Source organism: Desulfovibrio desulfuricans (genome assembly GCF_004801255.1).
Classification (GTDB): Bacteria; Desulfobacterota; Desulfovibrionia; order Desulfovibrionales; family Desulfovibrionaceae; genus Desulfovibrio; species Desulfovibrio desulfuricans_C.
Map to the genome: position 1 here is coordinate 164,862 of NZ_CP036295.1, position 15,996 is coordinate 180,857.

The window sequence follows — 15,996 nt, forward strand, 5'->3', positions numbered from 1 at the left end:
GCTACAGCCTGTCTGTTGCGCTCCTTCCACGGAGCTCTTGTTATAATCCCGCGCAGTGCGCGTTTTTTTCAGGAGCGGCTATGATCGACCTCAAATTGGTGCAAAAACAGCCTGAAGTGCTGACCAGGGCTTTGACCGACCGGCATTCAGACCTGAACGTAAATGAATTTTTGGCGCTGGACGCCCGCCGCCGCGCCCTGCTGACCGAGGTGGAAACCCTCAAAAGCCGCCGCAATGCCGCCTCGGCGGAAGTGGCCGCCAAAAAGCGCGCGGGTGAGGACGCCACGGCCCTGCTGGCCGAGATGAGCGGCGTTGCCGATCGCATCAAGGAGCTGGACGTGGAAACCGCCCAGGCCAAGACCGATGTGGAAACGTGGCTCATGCGCGTGCCCAACCTGCCCGATGCTTCTGTGCCTGCGGGCAAGGACGAAACGGAAAATGTCGAGGTGCGCCGCTGGGGCAAGCCCCGCGAATTTGACTTTGCGCCGCGCGAGCACGGCGAGCTGGGCGTGGCCCTTGGCGGGCTTGATTTTGAGCGCGCCGCCCGCCTCACGGGCAGCCGGTTTGTGGTTTCGCTCAAGTGGGGAGCACGGCTCGAACGCGCGCTGGTAAACTTTTTTCTCGACCAGCACACCATGGCCGAGGATTATATTGAAGTTTGCCCGCCTTACATGGTCAACCGCACCAGCATGACCGGCACGGGCCAGTTGCCCAAGTTTGAGGAAGACCTGTTCAAGCTGCGCGAGTGGGACTACTATCTCATACCCACTGCCGAAGTGCCGCTGACCAACCTGCACGCGGGCGAAGTGCTGGACGAGGCCGACCTGCCCCGCGCCTATTGCGCGGCCACGCCCTGCTTCCGCTCCGAGGCGGGCAGCGCGGGCAAGGATACGCGCGGGCTTATCCGCATGCACCAGTTTACCAAGGTGGAGATGGTGCGTTTTGCCCACCCCGACGGCAGCTTCAACCAGCTGGAGATCATGCGCGGCCACGCCTGCAATCTGCTTGAGATGCTTGAACTGCCGTACCGCGTCATCACCCTCTGCACCGGCGACATGGGCTTCAGCTCAGCCAAGACGTACGACGTGGAAGTATGGCTGCCCACGCAAAAAACCTACCGCGAAATCTCGTCCTGTTCCAACTGCACAGATTTTCAGGCCCGCAGGGCCGACATCCGCTTTAAGCCCAAGGGCGGCAAGGCAGCGTTTCTGCATACGCTCAACGGCTCCGGGCTGCCCACGGGCCGCACCATGGCCGCCATCCTCGAAAACTGCCAGCAAAAGGACGGCAGCCTTGTGCTGCCCAAGGCGCTGGTTCCCTATATGGGCGGCGTGGAAGTTATCGAGCCGAAATAGCGCGGCAGCACACGCAAAGTCTACTGTAAAGCCGGGCACTCCCTGAGGGAGTGCCCGGCTTTTTGCGGTCAGAGCTGTTTGGAGGGGATCAGGCGGGCTGATTTTTTTTGCGGCGCAGCACGGCTGCCGCCAGCGTCATATTGGCAATCAGGCTCAGACCCAGCAGGATGCGCAGCGGCATGGCAAAACCGCCCGGACCAACCTCGGTCGGCGGGGCCCCGTCAGCCGTAGTTGCGGCCTGCAGGGCGGCGTTGACCTCCATAGGGTGCTCGACCCTGTGTCCCATATTATCGGCCATGATGATGCGCCAGAGGCCCGGAGCGTCGGGCATGAAGGCAAAGCGCCCCTGCGCGTCGGTGCGGCCATTCTGAAACTCCACCCTGGCGTCGGCGGGGCTGTACACCTCCACCTTGGCATAGGTTGGCTGCTCGCCGCCAGCATAGGCAAACTGCACCAGCACCACGCCTTCGTGCCAGCTGTGCGCCGCATACAGGGCATGGGCATGGCCCTGGGCGGCAGTGCCCGCCACAAGCAGCAGGGCCCCAAGAACAATGGCCGCCATGCCGCGCGGATGAATAATGCGCATGAAACAATCCTTGCTCACTGTGTTGCAGCGTCGCAAACGGCCTCAGGCCGGGTGCCAGACCTTCCCCGGCCCGAGGCCTGCGGGTTGGGCTGTTATTTTACAGGAAAAACATAGGTGGCCCGCAGGTGATGCTCGTCCGCATCAGCGCCGGGGGTCTTTTCCACCACGGTGCTGCGCAGCATCCACAGGGCGGGAGCGTCTACGGTAAAGCTGGCCTTGCCCTGCGCATCGGTTTGCGCCGTGAACTTGTAGGTATCCTGATCCTTGCTGAAGCCGTCATGGGTCAGGCCCACAACCGCGTTGGGCACAGGCTTGCCGCGCAGCAGCACCTGCGCGCCAATGGGGCTGCCGGGCTTGGCGTCCGCAGGGTTGGTCAGCAGCACTATTTCCAGGTCCTGACCAAGGGCCTTGCTGTACAGGGTGTCGCTATGGCTGGGGTTGAGCAGGGTCTTGGCAAATTTTTCGTACTTGCCCGACGACTTTACCTTCATGCCCTTGGCCTCAAGGGCAGCGCGGCTGCCTTCCATTTCGCCCTGGGTGGTTTCGCACCAGATCTGGGGCAGGCGATGGCCTACAAGCAGCGCGGGGCCGCTCTGGGCGAGGGTAAAATCGCCGACCAGGGCCGCAAGGGCCTTGTCTTCCGCCAGCGCGATGTCGGTATTTTTGCCGTTTTGCAGCAGGTACAGACGCACGTTTGTGGGGTTTTCAGCTTCTTCGCTGACCATAAAAACGTGCGCGGCCTGAGCCTGCAGGCGGGTTTTTTGTCCGGCCGCCGGGGTGGCTGTGTCTGGTTTGAGAATGAATTCGTGAGCCTGCGCGGCGGTGGAAAGTACGAGGCCCGCGAGGGCCAGAGCCGTGCAGAGATGCAGACGGAGATGTTTCATGGGGGAACTCCTTGTGTTACTAAATTATAAAATATGCTACCAACGAGTGAGTGATATGGCAAGTCGTAACACGACACAAAATAAAAAAGCCCGCAAAATACGGGCTGTTGGGCGCAGTGAAAAAAAGTATTTTTAAACCGTAGCAAGAATCTGCAGGGCAGCCAGGTGCTCCAGCTCTTCGGCCAGGCACAGGGCGTCTGCCAGGGTGCGGCCCAGGCAGCACAGGCCGTGACCGGCCATCCACACGGCATCCTTGCTCGCGGCGGCCATGGCTACGGCGTTGGCAAGGTCGGTGGTGCCTGGGGGCAGCGCCGGGGAAAAGCCCAGTTTTGCCCGCCAGACCTCGGCTTCAAAAAGCGGCAGCCGCAAAAAGTCCTCCTGCCTGCCTGCCATGCGCAGGCTCAGGGCCAGCAGCCGGCGGGGGTGGGTGTGCAGTATGGCGTCGCAGTCGGGCCGGGCGCGGTAAATGGCCAGATGCATGCCTGACTCTGAGGATGCCGGCCCGCCAAGCAGGGTTGCGCCCGTGCCGATGTCCATAAGGCAGCAGTCGGCCGGGGTTATCCTGCCCTTGGCCGTGCCGCTGCGGGTTATGCACACTGTGCCGGGCGCATGGCTGCCCAGCCTGCGGCTGGCGTTGCCGTTGCAGCCGGAGAGCAGGCCCTGCTTCCAGGCGTCGCGGCATACGGAGCGAAATTCTTCGACCATGGAGGCAGGGATGGAAAGCTGCGCCTCTGCGGACGGGGCTTGGGGCCGCTGCAACTTGCTGCTCATGCGGGGTTTCCTCTGTTTTGCCATGCACGCAGGTCAAGCTGCGACAGCTCTCCCTGCTGGGTGGTTTCCACACTGTTGACCAGACGCACCATAAGCCGCTGCAGGGCCTTGTGGGCGGGGTTGAGCGTAAAGACAAGACCGTCTGCGCCCATGGCGGGCAGGTACTTGCGCCCCACGTTAAGGGGGATGACCCCCTGCTCGTAGAGCAAAAGATACATCAGATAGGCCTTGGTGCCGGAAAGATCGGCGGTGTGGCTTGTGTACTTGCCTTGTTCCTGCTGGGGGTCGACAAATTCCGGCTCCGCCCCCAGGTGGCGCAGGGCGTCCTGTTGGGGAGCGTAGGCCAAAATGTAGCCAGCCTTGCGGGCGCGCCAGCTGTATTCGAGGTCCTCGTAGCCGTAGCGGCCAAAACCCTCGTTCCAAAAGCCCAGCCGCTCGTGCACGGCGCGGGGTATGCAAGCGCAGGCCCCGTTGCAGCAGGCTACTTCGAGCGCTGTGGAGCCGTCCGCGAGTTTGAGGGGCGCGCCCTCGTGCTTGGGGCACAGCCTGTAGCCAGCCATGCCCAGCCGGGGGTTGTCGGCCAGCATGCGCATGAGGCGGTCAAGCCACTGCGGGTCAAGCACCTCCACGTCATTGTCCAGCTTGACGTAGAAATCGGCCCCGTCAGCATCGTCCCAGGCAAGGTTGGAGGCAACGGCCACGCCCATGTTGCGGCGCAGCAGATGCAGGCGCATGTGCGGGTGCTCGCCGACCAGCCCCTGCAGATATTCCCGCGTGCCGTCGGTGCTGCCGTTGTCCACCACCGTCAGGCCATAGCCCGGCGGCGTGTTTTGCAACAGGCTGGCAAGGCAATGTCTTGTGAGGGCAAGCCTGTTCCAGGTGACCATGCCGATATGGGCGCGCACGTCAGGCATCCTGCTGGTAGCGGTCAAAGTGGTCAAACCCGCGCATGGCGGCCAGCTTGTCCAGGGGCTCGTTGTTGCAGACGATGCCGCCGCCCGCCGTGACGACGCCGATGCTCGTAAGTCTGGGTATGGCGGCGTGCAGGGGGGGCAGCATGTCGGGCGCGCAGGAGCCCAGCAGGGCGTAATCCTCGCCGCCCAGCAGCGCCTCGTGAACAGGGTTTTTGCCCGTCGCATCGGCGTAGCCCACCACCTCGGGGTGCAGCTGGCCGCGTGCCAGCAAAATTTCCGCCCCCAGAGTTCCCCGGCCCGACTGCCCGCCCGCGCTCAGCTCGCCTGTAAGGCCCAGCAGGCGGGGCAGGTCGCGCATGATGCCGTCTGAAACGTCCATGAGCGCCGGGGGCCGCGCGTTGAATCCCGCCCTGGCCAGCATGAGCCCGGCGTCCACCTGCGGCTCGGGGTGCAGGTGCGCCGCGCAGGCGCAGGGCCAGTCCGCAAGGGCCGCCCGGCCATGGGCTTCAAGTACGTTGAGCCCCACGCGGGCCAGGCCCAGCCGTCCCACGACAAACAGCACGTCGCCCGGCATGCTGCCGCCACGGGTCAAAAAGTTGCCGGGGTCAGCCGGTTCGCCCCAGACGGTTATGGATATGTGCAGCCGCTCGCAGCCGGAAAGGTCCCCCCCGGCCAGCACCATGTGGTGCTCCGAGGCGAGAGATGCCATGCCGGAAAAAAAGGCCTCCAGCCACGCGGCGTCCACCCAGCGCGGCAGGCCGAGGCACAGGGTAAAGCCCACAGGCCGCGCCCCGCAGGCGGCAAGGTCGCTCACGTTGACGGCCAGCGCCTTGTAGCCTGTTTCTTCAGGCGTAAAATACGCGCGGCGAAAGTGGATGTCTTCGAGAAACAGGTCGCTGCTCACAGCCAGCGGGCGCGTCCCCCTGAGGACGGCGCAGTCGTCGCCGCGCCCCAGCAGCAGCGAGGGGCCGGTCTGCGGAAAGTGCCTGCCCAGACAAGCCAGTATGCTGTCTTCGGAAAGGGCGTGGTGCGGGGCGTTGTGTGCGGGGGGCGTGGGCATGTCAGCTCTCCAGAATCAGGTATTCGCTCAGTATGACCTTGAGGCCAAAACCGGGAAAGTTCACCTGCACCTTGTCCGGCGGCAGGTGGCGTATGATCTTGCCGCGCCCGAAGATGCGGTGGCGGCAATAACACAGCTCGCCGCTTGAGGGCGCTGCCGTCCGGGGGGGCGGGCTGCCCTGCGGGGCCTGCCGCAGACCGGCTGGCTCGGCGTTTGCGGCTGGCGCATCCTCCGGGGGCAGCTGGCAGTCGTCATAGGCCTCAGGGTTTGGGATGCGCTGCGGGCGAGGCAGCAATCCGTCGGTAAAGGCCCCGGCGGGCATGGCGGGGTCTGCTCCGGGCAGGGAGGTTTTGCGGCCAAAGCCCACGCCGCCCGCGCTGCGGCGCGAGAGCGCGCCGCCAAATCCTTCAACCCACTCCTCAACCATGCCCGGCGCAAGCTCGCGCACAAAGGGGCTCTGGTTCACATGCTGGCTGCCGCGTTCGGCCCTGTTGTACAGCGAGGCCGGGGCGTAGAGGTCCAGGTTCTGGCGCGCGCGGGTGCAGGCCACGTACATGAGGCGGCGTTCTTCTTCAAAATCTTCGGGCCGCGCCAGCGCGTGGCGCGAAGGAAAGCGGTCTTCCACCAGGTCGATGACCAGAACGGCGTTCCACTCCAGCCCCTTGGCCGAGTGAACGGTGGAGAGCGTTATCTTGCCTTCGTTGCTGTCCGCGTCGTCCTCTTCGGGCGCTTCAAGGGCAAGGTCGGCCACAAAAAGATCAAGCTCGCTGTAGCCCGAAGCCATCTGGATGATTTCTTCCAGTCCCTGCTGACGGCGCGGCCAGTCCTCGGGGTAGAGGGCCTCAAGGCGCGGGCGGTAGTGCTCAAGCACGGACGACAGCGTGGCTGCGGGCGGCATGGGCCGGGCGCGCAAATCGTCCACAAAGCGCATGTCTTCCAGAAAACCCGGATGCTTGGCAAAGGCTTTTTCTGTGGACTTGGGGTCGCCGCTGCGGGCCACGGCGTAGAGTTTGTCCACCGTCTTGGGGCCGATGCCGCTGTGCTGGGCCGCCACGCGGGCAAAGGCCGGCAGGTCGAGCGGGTTGAGCAGCAGGCGGGCGTAGGCAATGACGTCCTTGACGTGGGCGGCCTCGGTGTAGCGCAGCCCGCCGTACTTGCGAAAGGCAATGCCCGCCTGGTTGAGCGCCATTTCAAGGTTGTACGAATGGAATCCGGCGCGGAACAGCACCGCGATTTCGTGCGGCAGGTGGGTTGCCAGCAGCTCTTCCACCCGGCGCACTACCAGCTTTGCCTGGCTCATGTCGCTGAGGGGCGTGACCAGACGTACCGGGTCGCCGCCCACCTTGCGGGTAAACAGGTTTTTGCGGAACGACTCCGCCGCGTGGGCCAGCAGGTTGTTGGCCACATCGAGCACGGGTTTGGTGGAGCGGTAATTTTCTTCAAGCCGCACCACGCGCGCACCGGGAAAAAGCGTGGGAAAATCCAGAATGTTGCGCACGTTGGCCCCGCGAAAGGCGTAGATGGACTGCGCCTCGTCGCCCACGGCCATGACGTTGCCGGGCGGGCCGTCCTCCGGCCCTGCCAGCAGGCGCACAATGCGGGCCTGCACCAGGTTTGTATCCTGATACTCGTCCACCAGAATATGGCTGAAGCGCTGCCGCAGCGAGGCGGCGGCCAGCTCGTTGCGCCGCAGCAGGGTTTCGAGCTCAAACAGCAGGTCGTCGTAGTCCAGCAGGCCTTTTTCCTGCCGGTATGTGGCATAGGCGTCGCCCAGGCGCGCCAGCCCCTCGGCGTGGGGCAGCAGATGAAAGGCCTCGCGCCGCAGCACTTCGTCCAGCGGCAGCTCCTTGTTGCGGGCCTTGCTCAGCAGCCCCACAATGCTCTGGGTTTTGGGAAACGACCTGTCGCCCTTGCCCAGCTTGAGCTGCTCCTTGCAGCGCTTGACCGCATCGGTGATGTCGGCCGCGTCCATAACGGTAAAAGGGCGGTCGCCGAGCCAGGCGGGCTTCCAGCGCCTGAGCGCCCCAAAGGCAAAGGCGTGAAACGTGCCGCCCTGCACGCCCGCGAGCCCTTGATTGAGCAGCAGACCCGCGCGGTGCAGCATTTCCTGCGCGGCTTTGCGCGTAAAGGTGAGCAGCAGCATGGCGTCCGGATCCACGCCGTGCTCAGCCAGCCATGCCAGACGGTAGACGATGGTGCGGGTTTTGCCGCTGCCTGCGCCTGCCACCACAAGCACGGGGCCGTCGCCGCAGGTGGCCGCCTCGTACTGGGCTTCATTAAGGGCTTGAGCGTAATCAATCATAGGGGCACGGTAGCATAAGGCGACAGCGCATACCAGAGGCCGCGTGCACCCATCCCGCCCTTGACTTTGTTCTCTGCGGCCATGAATATCACTGTAGCACACGTAAAAAGGAAACTCATGCGCATTACGGAAAACGACTATATTGCGGGGGCGGGAGCACGGTTGCCGCGCCGGCGCCGGCTGTTTCTGGCCCTTTTGCTGGGTCTGATGGCCGCCTTTGGCCCCCTGTGCACCGATACGTACCTGCCGAGCCTGCCCGTGCTGGCGGCAGACCTTTCCATCTCTACCGCAACCACCCAGCTGACCATCACGGCCTGCCTGCTGGGCATGGCCCTTGGGCAGCTTTTTGTGGGGCCGCTTTCAGATTCGACCGGGCGGCGCAAGCCCCTGTTTGTGGCCCTGATGTTTTTTACGCTGGCCTCGGTCTGTTGCGCCGCCGCCCGGTCGGGCAACAGTTTTATTGCCCTGCGCTTTGCCCAGGGGCTTGGCGGGGCGGGCGGCATTGTGCTGGCCCGCGCCATGGCCTGCGACCTGTTTCGCGGGGCGGAGCTGACCAACTTCATGAGCCTGCTCATGGTCGTCAACGGCATTGCGCCCATCACCGGGCCTCTGCTGGGCGGCTGGCTGGCTTCAATGGCAGGGTGGCCCTCCATTTTTTACTTTTTAACCGGCTTTGGCGTGCTGCTGATCGTGCTCAGCGCGCTTGGCCTGCCCGAAACCCTGCCGCAGGGCATGCGCCGCGACGGCGGCCTGCGCGCCTCGTGGACGGCCATGGGCGCACTGCTGCGGCAAAAGCCTTTTATGTGCTATGTGGGCGTGCAGGGTTTTACCATGGGCGGCTTTTTTGGCTACGTGGCGGCCTCGCCCTTTGTGTTGCAGGGCATGTACGGGCTTTCGCCCAAGACCTACAGCATCCTTTTTGGCTGCAATGCCCTGAGCCTCATGTTTTTTGCCTTTGGTACGGCGCGCAACGCCCGCCGCCTTGGCGAGGCCCGCCTGCTGCGCATCGGCAATACCCTGCGCGCAGTGGCCTGCCTCGGTGTACTGGCCGTAACCGTGGTTACGCCCGCCTCGCCCGTGCCCCTGCTCATAGGCCTGTTTTTTATGATTGCCCTGCAGGGCATGACCCTGCCCACCAGCTTTACCCTTGGCATCAGCGCGCAGAACGTGGGCGCGGGCACGGCTTCTGGCATACTGGGGGTCTCGGTGTTTATTTTTGGCGCGCTCACTTCGCCCCTTGTGGGCCTGGCGGGGGGCGGCACGGCGTTGCCCTTGGGTATTGTATGCGCGGTGACTGGCGTTGCCTCGGCGTTGCTTGGGTATGTGGGCGACCGCGAGCTGAAAAAGCTCAGGGAATCCAGCGGGGCGGAGGCGCAGCCGTAAAGGCCGGTTGCCCGGACGGGTGGGCTGCGGCAAAAGGGCCGACTGCATTGACGCGCTGTTGTCTGACGTTTACAACAGTTGCGCTTGCGCTTTTGTCGCTGCGCAAGGGAGATGCCGGATCATGGATTGGGATGCCCAACTGTATGACAAAAGCCACGACTTTGTGGCGGCATACGGCGGAAGCCTGCTCGGCCTGCTGCCGGACAGGCTGGATTTTGTCGTCGACCTCGGTTGCGGCACTGGGGCGCTCACGGGCCCGTTGACGGCCAAAGCCACGCGGGTGGTGGGCATTGACGCCTCGCCGGACATGATAGCTCAGGCCCGGCTGCGCTTGCCGCAGGTGGAATTTCTGGTAATGGATGCCTGCGAGATGCCGTGGAACGGTTGCGTGGACGCCCTGTTTTCCAATGCCGCCCTGCACTGGATTGAAGATCAGGAGCGGCTGACCGCGACCATGGCCCGCGTGCTTCGCCCCGGCGGCATGCTCGTGTGCGAATTTGGCGCGCGCGGCAACATCGGGCGTCTGCGCGCGGCCTTTGCCGAGGCCTTTCAGACGGCGCTGGGCAGCGAGGGCCTGGGCCCGGCGTATCTGAACAGCGAGCGTTTTTACTTTCCTTCGGCGGACGAGTACGCGGCGCGGCTCGCACGGCACGGGTTTTCTGTGCGGTTGGCCGAGGAATACGACAGGCCCACGCCGCTCAAAGGCGGCAAGGAAGGCCTTGCCCGCTGGATGAGCCAGTTTTTTGCCCAGGATCTGGACTGTCTGCCGCCTGCGGCGCAGGAAAATGTTTTTTCCGCCGTGGCCGATGCCTTGCGGGCGTCGCTGTGGGACGGCGGTCAGTGGATTGCTGATTATCGGCGGCTGCGGGTTGTGGCCGTAAAACACTAGGAGTCTCCATGCCCGAAGCTCAAGAACAATTTCAAAACGGCGTTGCCAAGGTTCTGGAAGCGGTAATGTTCGAGAACTGGCTGCGGTTTTACTTTATCTCCGAAAAGCCCGACGCCCCCACGGGCAGGGACGGACAGCCCGCATTGTTTGTCGCCGTGCCGGCCAAGGCCATGGAACGCATCAGCGAGATGTTCCCCCGCCTGCTGCCCATGGCGGAAGAAATCAACGGCCAGGAAGTGAGCTTTGAGACTTCGCGCCGCGCCGTGTGCAACTTTGTGCTGGCCCATGTGGACGGTCAGGTTATCGCGCGCGACTCCGCCGCCATGATTTTTGAAAGCACGACCTTTCAGGTACAGATGCAGATGTTCAACGCCTGGGTGCAGATGCACGAAGAGCAGCTTGACCGCAATTTTGTGGATTTTGGCGGCTGGCAGAAGCTCTTTGACGAATGGCGCAGCTCGGCCGCCGCGCGAGAGCTGGCTGAAAAGCTCGCACTTTCCGCGCAGGGGGGCGCTGCCGCTCCGGGCAACGACTCTGTGCAGTAGGCAGAGCAAGAAAATTTTTTGTACAGTTTTGCGCACTCAAGACAGGGCACAGGCAAGGATGGTTAAACATTTTTAACGGGCGATAGCGGCGGAGATAAAATTTTATCCATAAAAAGCAGTATATTGAAAGAATCTAGAGTTTCTGCTTTTTTGGCACGCCCATTGCAGCATAGAAAGTACCTTCCTTTCTTTTGCTGACAGCCTCCTCCAACCGAAACGGCCTGCCTCCCCAAGCGGGCCGTTTTTTTATGTCAAATCACGGCAGGATCACATGCAAGACAAGTTTCTGGCTTCGGAATATTCACCATCAGCGCCCGATGCGGCTGGCTTTCATATTATCCCTGTTCCGCTGGAGCAGAGCGTTTCGTACGGCGGCGGCACAGCTCAAGGCCCACAGGCCCTGCTTGCCGCCTCGCATCAGCTGGAGGCATGGGAAAGCGGCTTTGCGCCTGGCGAAGCGGGTTTTTTTACCGCCGAGCCGGTGGACTGCTCCGGCCCGGTGACGGACACCCTTGACCGCATCGAGGCCGCCGTGGCCCACGCCATTGCCTGCGAGGCCGTGCCCGTGGTGCTGGGCGGCGAGCATACGGTAACCCTGGGCGCGCTGCGGGCCTTGGCCCGGCAGGCCGAAAAAACAGGCGAACCCTTTGGCGTCGTGCAGTTTGACGCTCACGCCGACCTGCGGCCCCAGTATGAAGGCAGCCCGTACTCGCACGCCAGCGTCATGTACCGCGCCGTGGCCGATCTTGGTCTGCCGCTCACGCAGTTTGCCGTGCGCGACTTTTGCCGGGAGGAGGCCGCAATCCGCAAGCAGTTTAACGTGACGCACTACGACGCCTATTTTATCGCCCGCGTGGGGCTGCCCGACCAGCCCCTGCCCGAGGGCTTTCCCAAAAATATTTACATAACCTTTGATGTGGACGGATTTGATTCGTCCATCATGCCCGCCACCGGCACGCCTTCGCCAGGCGGCATCAACTGGCGCGAGGCCCAGTATATACTTGAGCGCTGCGTGGCCGGTCGCCGCGTGGTGGGGCTGGACGTGGTGGAGCTGGCCCCCATCAAGGGGCTGCACCATGCCGATTTTACGGCGGCCAAGCTGACCCACCTCATTATGGGCCTGGCCCACGATGCCAACCACAAGGAGCAGCAAGCATGAAGAACACCGCAGTTACCTTCCGCGAAGCCAAAGGGCAGGACAAGCTTGTCATGCTGACGGCTTATGATTACAGCACTGCGCGGGTTATGGATATGGCCGGTGTGGACGCCCTGCTGGTGGGCGATTCGCTGGGTATGGTGATGCTGGGCTACCCCGATACGCTTTCCGTAACCATGGACGACATGGTTCGACATTGCGCGGCTGTGGCGCGTGGGGCGCAACAGGCCCTTGTGGTCTGCGACATGCCCTATATGAGCTACCATGTGTCGGTGGAAGAAACAGTGCGCAACGCCGCCCGCCTGATGACCGAAGGCCGGGCGCAGGCGGTCAAGCTTGAAGGCGGGGCGGAATTTGTCGCCGAGGTGCGGGCGCTGACGCGGGCGTCCATCCCCGTGATGGGGCATCTGGGGCTTACGCCGCAATCGATAAACGCCTTTGGCGGCTTTAAGGTGCAGGGCAAAAGCATGGCTGCGGCCCAAAAGCTGCTGGACGACGCCCGCGTCCTGCAGGACGCCGGGGCCTTTGCCCTGGTGCTCGAATGCGTGCCCGCCGCTTTGGCCGAGCGCGTCACGCAGGCCCTTGCCATCCCGGTCATAGGCATTGGCGCGGGCGCTGGCTGCGATGGTCAGGTGCTGGTGTGGCAGGACATGACGGGCATGACCCAAAGCCACCTGCCGCGTTTTGTCAAACGCTTTGGCGATGTGGGGGCCAGCCTGCGCGCTGCTGTTGAAGCTTACTCGCGTGAAGTGCGCGCCGGGGCCTTCCCCGCCGAGGACCACGTCTACCCCCTGCCCGACGGCATGGAAAAGACGCTGAAAAAGCTTAAGTAAGCCTGCCCCGCAGCAGAAGTTGCCTGTAAAAAACGCCCGCATTTGCGGGCGTTTTGCATTCCTCGGGGCTGTCTTGCGGTTTCCGCCTCAGCGCCGTTTAAAGTCCACAGCAACGCGCACGCGTGAGCCCGCCTTGTTGCTGAACAGCAAAAAACCGTGCTCCAGCCCGTGCAGATAGAGACGGCGGGTGATGTCCACATCCTTGCGGCAGTATGTGGCGATGTCGTCAATGCGGCCCTGTTGCCACCACTCGAGTGCCTGCAGGCCGTCGGCGCTTTTGGGTTCGTTAAGGGTAGCCTGTCCGAGGTTGTCCAGCGAAAGCCTGTAGTTAAGGCGTTCGGACACGCGCTGCAAAAGGTCGAGGCTGGGCAGGCGGTGCAGGTCAAAGTTCGCAAAGGCCGAGAGCACGGCATAGTCAAAGCGCAGGCTGTTAAAGCCGACCACAAGGTCTGCCCCGCGCAGGCGCTCGAACAGGGCGGGCAGCTCCTCCTGCTGGTAGGCAAAGTAGTCGTCGGCCTTGCTGTCGTAGACCACGGCAACGCTCACGCCCATGCGGTCGGCCCTGTTCCAGCCGCCCACCTCGGCGGCGGAGCGCCGGGTTTCCACGTCAAAGACCACAAAATTTTTGGGCGGCGGCACGGGGGTATGCGTCAGCAGCCCCGCCGCGTCAAAGGTCTCCCCTGCCTGAGCGCCAGCCTTGCTGCGGGTTGCGCCTTGCGGTTCGGGGACGTTGACGCTCAAAACCGGCTGCGCTGCAAACCCGAACAGGTTGTTCTGGTTGTCTGGCGCGGGTTGCTTTTTGCTCATGGATTGGTCCTCCATTGCAGGGTGCGCGGCGGCATCGGGCAGGCTATCCGTGTTGATAAATTCCAGGGCGGAGAGCGCAGGCCGCGCCACAGCTCCCAATGCCGAGGCCGCGTCGGCCATTTCCATATCGAGCCGGTCAGGGGCCGGGCTGATGCGCAGCTCGCGGTACAGGGCGTCGCCCTCCGTGCCGGGGGCCAGCATCTCGCGCAACAGTTCCAGCGCGCCGATCTTGCTGATGGGCCTGTTGCCGGAGCCGCATTTGGGCGAATGCACGCACGAGGGGCAGCCGTCCTCGCAGGGGCAGGCGGCCACCGCCTTCAGGGTTGCCTCAAGCAGACCCCGCGCGTCGGGAAAGGCCTGGCGCGTCAGACCTGCGCCGCCGGGCAGGCCGTCGTAAATGAATACGCCCGAAAGCCCGGTCTGCGCGTGCAGCGGCGTGGAGATGCCGCCAAAGTCGTTGCGGTCGGCCATGATCAGCAGGGGCAGCAGGCCGATGGCCGCGTGCTCCAGCGCGTGGATGGAGCCCATGTAGTGCAGAAACTTTTCTTCCAGCGAGGCGCGGATGCTGTCGGGGATGACAAACCACAGGCCTTCGGTTTCAAAAACCTGCGGCGGCGCGTCCAGCGGCGTGATGGTGAGCAGGCGGTTGCCCGAGGTGGAGCGTTTTTCGTAGCCGGTCACAATGTCCGTGATGCGCAGCCGTCCCCGGCACGCCAGCACGCGGCCCAGCGATACGCGCTCGACTTCTTCAAGAATATCAGTACTTTTTTGGCCGCGCGTGCGGGTAAACCACGATACCTTGGCCGCCTTGGCCACAATGCGGGCGCGGGCTGGGTCCATCTCGTCAATCACGTAGCTGCGGCCCCTGTGCAGGTAGACCGCGCCGGGGTGCGTCTCCTGCCATGCGCGGAAACCGTCCACCGAGCCGATGATCTGGCCGTCCTGGTCTTCGATGGTAAAGGTCTGGCCCGTGCCGCGCAAATCCACATGGCGCTGGGGCCGCTTGCGGGCGGCCAGCAACTGCGTGCCGTCGGCGGACTGCAGCAGCAGTCCTTTGGCGTGCAGGGCGCGGGCTGCGGCGCGGGCTGCCGGGCTTGCCAGCATGGCGTCACCGGGGGTGAGCGGCATTTCTGCCGCCGCGCACTCCAGATGCCGGGTGAGGATGACCTCGTTGTCCGGGTTGACCACGGCCTTTTCTGGCGGGCGGGTAAAAAAATCCTCGGGATTGCGGGCAAAATACTGATCCAGCGCGTCCTCGCCCGCCACCACAATGACGGCGGATTCCTGCTGGGCGCGCCCCACGCGGCCGCCTCGCTGCAGGGTGGCCATGACCGTGCCGGGGTAGCCCACGAGAATGCACACGTCCAGACCGCCAATGTCTATGCCCAGCTCCAGCGCGCTGGTGCTGACCACAGCCAGCAGATCGCCCGAGGCCATGCGGGCCTCGATGCTGCGGCGCTCCTCGGGCAAAAAGCCCGCGCGGTAGGCGGAGATATGCTCGGCAAAAGTCCCGGACTGCCCGGCCCACAGGCTGATGAGTTCGGTCATGCGGCGTGAGCGGCAATAGACGATGGTGCGCAGGTTGCGGGCAAGCGCGGCCTTGAGCAGATCAATGGCCGCCGTGGCGGCGCTTTGCTCCGGGTTGAGAAAGACAAAATGCCGTGGCCCCTGCGGCGCGCCGGACTGGTCAATGACCACGGGCGCTGCGGGCATGCGGGCGGTGGATTGCAGGATTGCCGCGTCAGCCCCTGCCTGCGCGGTGGACGTGTCAGCTGGGCTGGCCGTGCCGGTCAGCGCCGCCGCCAGCTCGCCGGGGTTGCCCACGGTAGCCGTGCACAGCACATAGACGGGCCGTGCGCCGTAGCGCCCGGCGATGCGGTTGAGCCGCCGGAACACCTGCGCCATGTGCGCCCCGAATACTCCCCTGTAGGTGTGGGCCTCGTCCACAACCACATGGCTCAGGCCCGCCAGAAATTCCGCCCACTGCTCGTGGTACGGCAAAATGCCCAGGTGCAGCATCTCCGGGTTGCTGATGAGCACCGTGGGCGGGTTGCGCCGTATTTTGCGCCTGAAGTGGTCGCTGGTGTCGCCGTCGTACAGGGCGGCGGTGGGGCGGGCCTCGCAGGGCCAGCTCTCCACCAGAGCGTTGAACGCGCCCAGCTGGTCCTGCGCCAGCGCCTTGAGCGGAAAGAGATACAGGGCGCGGGCGTCGCGGTCGCGCAGGTAGCGGTCGAGCACGGGCAGGTTGTAGATGAGGCTTTTGCCGCTGGCCGTGGGCGTGGCCGCAACAACGGAGTGCCCGGCTCGGATATGGTCTGTGGCCAGCGCCTGATGGCTGTACAGCCCGGCGATGCCGCGCTGCTCGAGCACCCTGCTGATGGCGGCTGGCCAGGGCAGGCGGGTAGGGGCGTAGCGCGGCTCTACCGCTGCAAAAATGCGGTGGCAGGTGACCTGCGGCCCCAGTTTTTCCGACGCCAGCAGCGCGGTGATATATTCCCCGACAGACACGTC

The 15,996-nt window shown here is 64.0% G+C and carries 13 protein-coding genes; 6 read left to right on the plus strand and 7 right to left on the minus strand.

The features are described from left to right. Nucleotides 1-80: 80 nt before the first annotated feature. Nucleotides 81-1,355 (plus strand): serine--tRNA ligase, encoded by a 1,275-nt coding sequence (gene serS, locus DDIC_RS00695; RefSeq protein WP_136398667.1) that lies wholly within the window; start codon nucleotides 81-83, stop codon nucleotides 1,353-1,355. Nucleotides 1,356-1,443: 88 nt separating this feature from the next. Here serS and DDIC_RS00700 read toward each other — a convergent pair whose 3' ends face one another. The 6 genes from DDIC_RS00700 to DDIC_RS00725 form a co-directional block, all read right to left on the minus strand. Beyond that, complete coding sequence (locus DDIC_RS00700; RefSeq protein WP_136398668.1) at nucleotides 1,444-1,941, minus strand: DUF4198 domain-containing protein; 498 nt, start codon at nucleotides 1,939-1,941, stop codon at nucleotides 1,444-1,446. Between the two features lie 92 nt (nucleotides 1,942-2,033). Beyond that, complete coding sequence (locus tag DDIC_RS00705) at nucleotides 2,034-2,825, minus strand: DUF4198 domain-containing protein (RefSeq protein WP_136398669.1); 792 nt, start codon at nucleotides 2,823-2,825, stop codon at nucleotides 2,034-2,036. Between the two features lie 132 nt (nucleotides 2,826-2,957). Beyond that, the gene (locus DDIC_RS00710) at nucleotides 2,958-3,596 is read right to left on the minus strand and encodes a class II aldolase/adducin family protein (protein ID WP_136398670.1); all 639 of its coding nucleotides are present in this window, start codon (nucleotides 3,594-3,596) and stop codon (nucleotides 2,958-2,960) included. Next, complete coding sequence (locus tag DDIC_RS00715; RefSeq protein ID WP_136398671.1) at nucleotides 3,593-4,501, minus strand: glycosyltransferase family 2 protein; 909 nt, start codon at nucleotides 4,499-4,501, stop codon at nucleotides 3,593-3,595. The genes DDIC_RS00710 and DDIC_RS00715 overlap by 4 nt, the downstream gene beginning before the upstream one ends. Before the next feature lies 1 nt (nucleotide 4,502). Continuing rightward, on the minus strand, nucleotides 4,503-5,570 hold the full coding sequence (thiL, locus tag DDIC_RS00720) for a thiamine-phosphate kinase (RefSeq protein WP_136398672.1): 1,068 nt from the start codon (nucleotides 5,568-5,570) through the stop codon (nucleotides 4,503-4,505). Nucleotide 5,571: 1 nt separating this feature from the next. Beyond that, nucleotides 5,572-7,872 carry an ATP-dependent helicase gene (locus DDIC_RS00725; protein ID WP_136398673.1) on the minus strand — a complete coding sequence of 767 codons (2,301 nt, stop codon included), beginning with the start codon at nucleotides 7,870-7,872 and terminating at the stop codon, nucleotides 5,572-5,574. Between the two features lie 117 nt (nucleotides 7,873-7,989). Here DDIC_RS00725 and DDIC_RS00730 point away from each other — a divergent pair, with 117 nt between their 5' ends. From DDIC_RS00730 to panB, 5 genes are all read left to right on the plus strand, one after another. Continuing rightward, nucleotides 7,990-9,255 (plus strand): multidrug effflux MFS transporter, encoded by a 1,266-nt coding sequence (locus DDIC_RS00730; protein ID WP_168732429.1) that lies wholly within the window; start codon nucleotides 7,990-7,992, stop codon nucleotides 9,253-9,255. Between the two features lie 121 nt (nucleotides 9,256-9,376). Continuing rightward, nucleotides 9,377-10,144 (plus strand): class I SAM-dependent methyltransferase, encoded by a 768-nt coding sequence (locus DDIC_RS00735; protein ID WP_136398675.1) that lies wholly within the window; start codon nucleotides 9,377-9,379, stop codon nucleotides 10,142-10,144. An 8-nt stretch (nucleotides 10,145-10,152) separates the two neighbouring features. Next, nucleotides 10,153-10,689, plus strand: a complete 537-nt coding sequence (locus tag DDIC_RS00740; RefSeq protein ID WP_136398676.1) for a hypothetical protein — start codon at nucleotides 10,153-10,155, stop codon at nucleotides 10,687-10,689. A 271-nt stretch (nucleotides 10,690-10,960) separates the two neighbouring features. After that, entirely contained in the window at nucleotides 10,961-11,848 is an 888-nt protein-coding gene (gene speB, locus DDIC_RS00745; RefSeq protein ID WP_136398677.1) for an agmatinase, read from the plus strand. Further along, nucleotides 11,845-12,678, plus strand: a complete 834-nt coding sequence (gene panB, locus DDIC_RS00750) for a 3-methyl-2-oxobutanoate hydroxymethyltransferase (protein WP_136398678.1) — start codon at nucleotides 11,845-11,847, stop codon at nucleotides 12,676-12,678. Before speB ends, panB begins: the two co-directional genes overlap by 4 nt. 87 nt (nucleotides 12,679-12,765) lie before the next feature. Here panB and DDIC_RS00755 read toward each other — a convergent pair whose 3' ends face one another. Continuing rightward, nucleotides 12,766-15,993, minus strand: a complete 3,228-nt coding sequence (locus tag DDIC_RS00755) for a DEAD/DEAH box helicase (RefSeq protein ID WP_136398679.1) — start codon at nucleotides 15,991-15,993, stop codon at nucleotides 12,766-12,768. Nucleotides 15,994-15,996 lie beyond the last annotated feature (3 nt).

Bases quoted from the DNA above. Each gene is read 5' to 3' on its own strand.
- serS (WP_136398667.1), top strand. From the start codon at position 81: ATGATCGACCTCAAATTGGTGCAAAAACAGCCTGAAGTGCTGACCAGG.
- DDIC_RS00700 (WP_136398668.1), bottom strand. From the start codon at position 1,941: ATGCGCATTATTCATCCGCGCGGCATGGCGGCCATTGTTCTTGGGGCC.
- DDIC_RS00705 (WP_136398669.1), bottom strand. From the start codon at position 2,825: ATGAAACATCTCCGTCTGCATCTCTGCACGGCTCTGGCCCTCGCGGGC.
- DDIC_RS00710 (WP_136398670.1), bottom strand. From the start codon at position 3,596: ATGAGCAGCAAGTTGCAGCGGCCCCAAGCCCCGTCCGCAGAGGCGCAG.
- thiL (WP_136398672.1), bottom strand. From the start codon at position 5,570: ATGCCCACGCCCCCCGCACACAACGCCCCGCACCACGCCCTTTCCGAA.
- DDIC_RS00725 (WP_136398673.1), bottom strand. From the start codon at position 7,872: ATGATTGATTACGCTCAAGCCCTTAATGAAGCCCAGTACGAGGCGGCC.
- DDIC_RS00730 (WP_168732429.1), top strand. From the start codon at position 7,990: ATGCGCATTACGGAAAACGACTATATTGCGGGGGCGGGAGCACGGTTG.
- DDIC_RS00735 (WP_136398675.1), top strand. From the start codon at position 9,377: ATGGATTGGGATGCCCAACTGTATGACAAAAGCCACGACTTTGTGGCG.
- DDIC_RS00740 (WP_136398676.1), top strand. From the start codon at position 10,153: ATGCCCGAAGCTCAAGAACAATTTCAAAACGGCGTTGCCAAGGTTCTG.
- speB (WP_136398677.1), top strand. From the start codon at position 10,961: ATGCAAGACAAGTTTCTGGCTTCGGAATATTCACCATCAGCGCCCGAT.
- panB (WP_136398678.1), top strand. From the start codon at position 11,845: ATGAAGAACACCGCAGTTACCTTCCGCGAAGCCAAAGGGCAGGACAAG.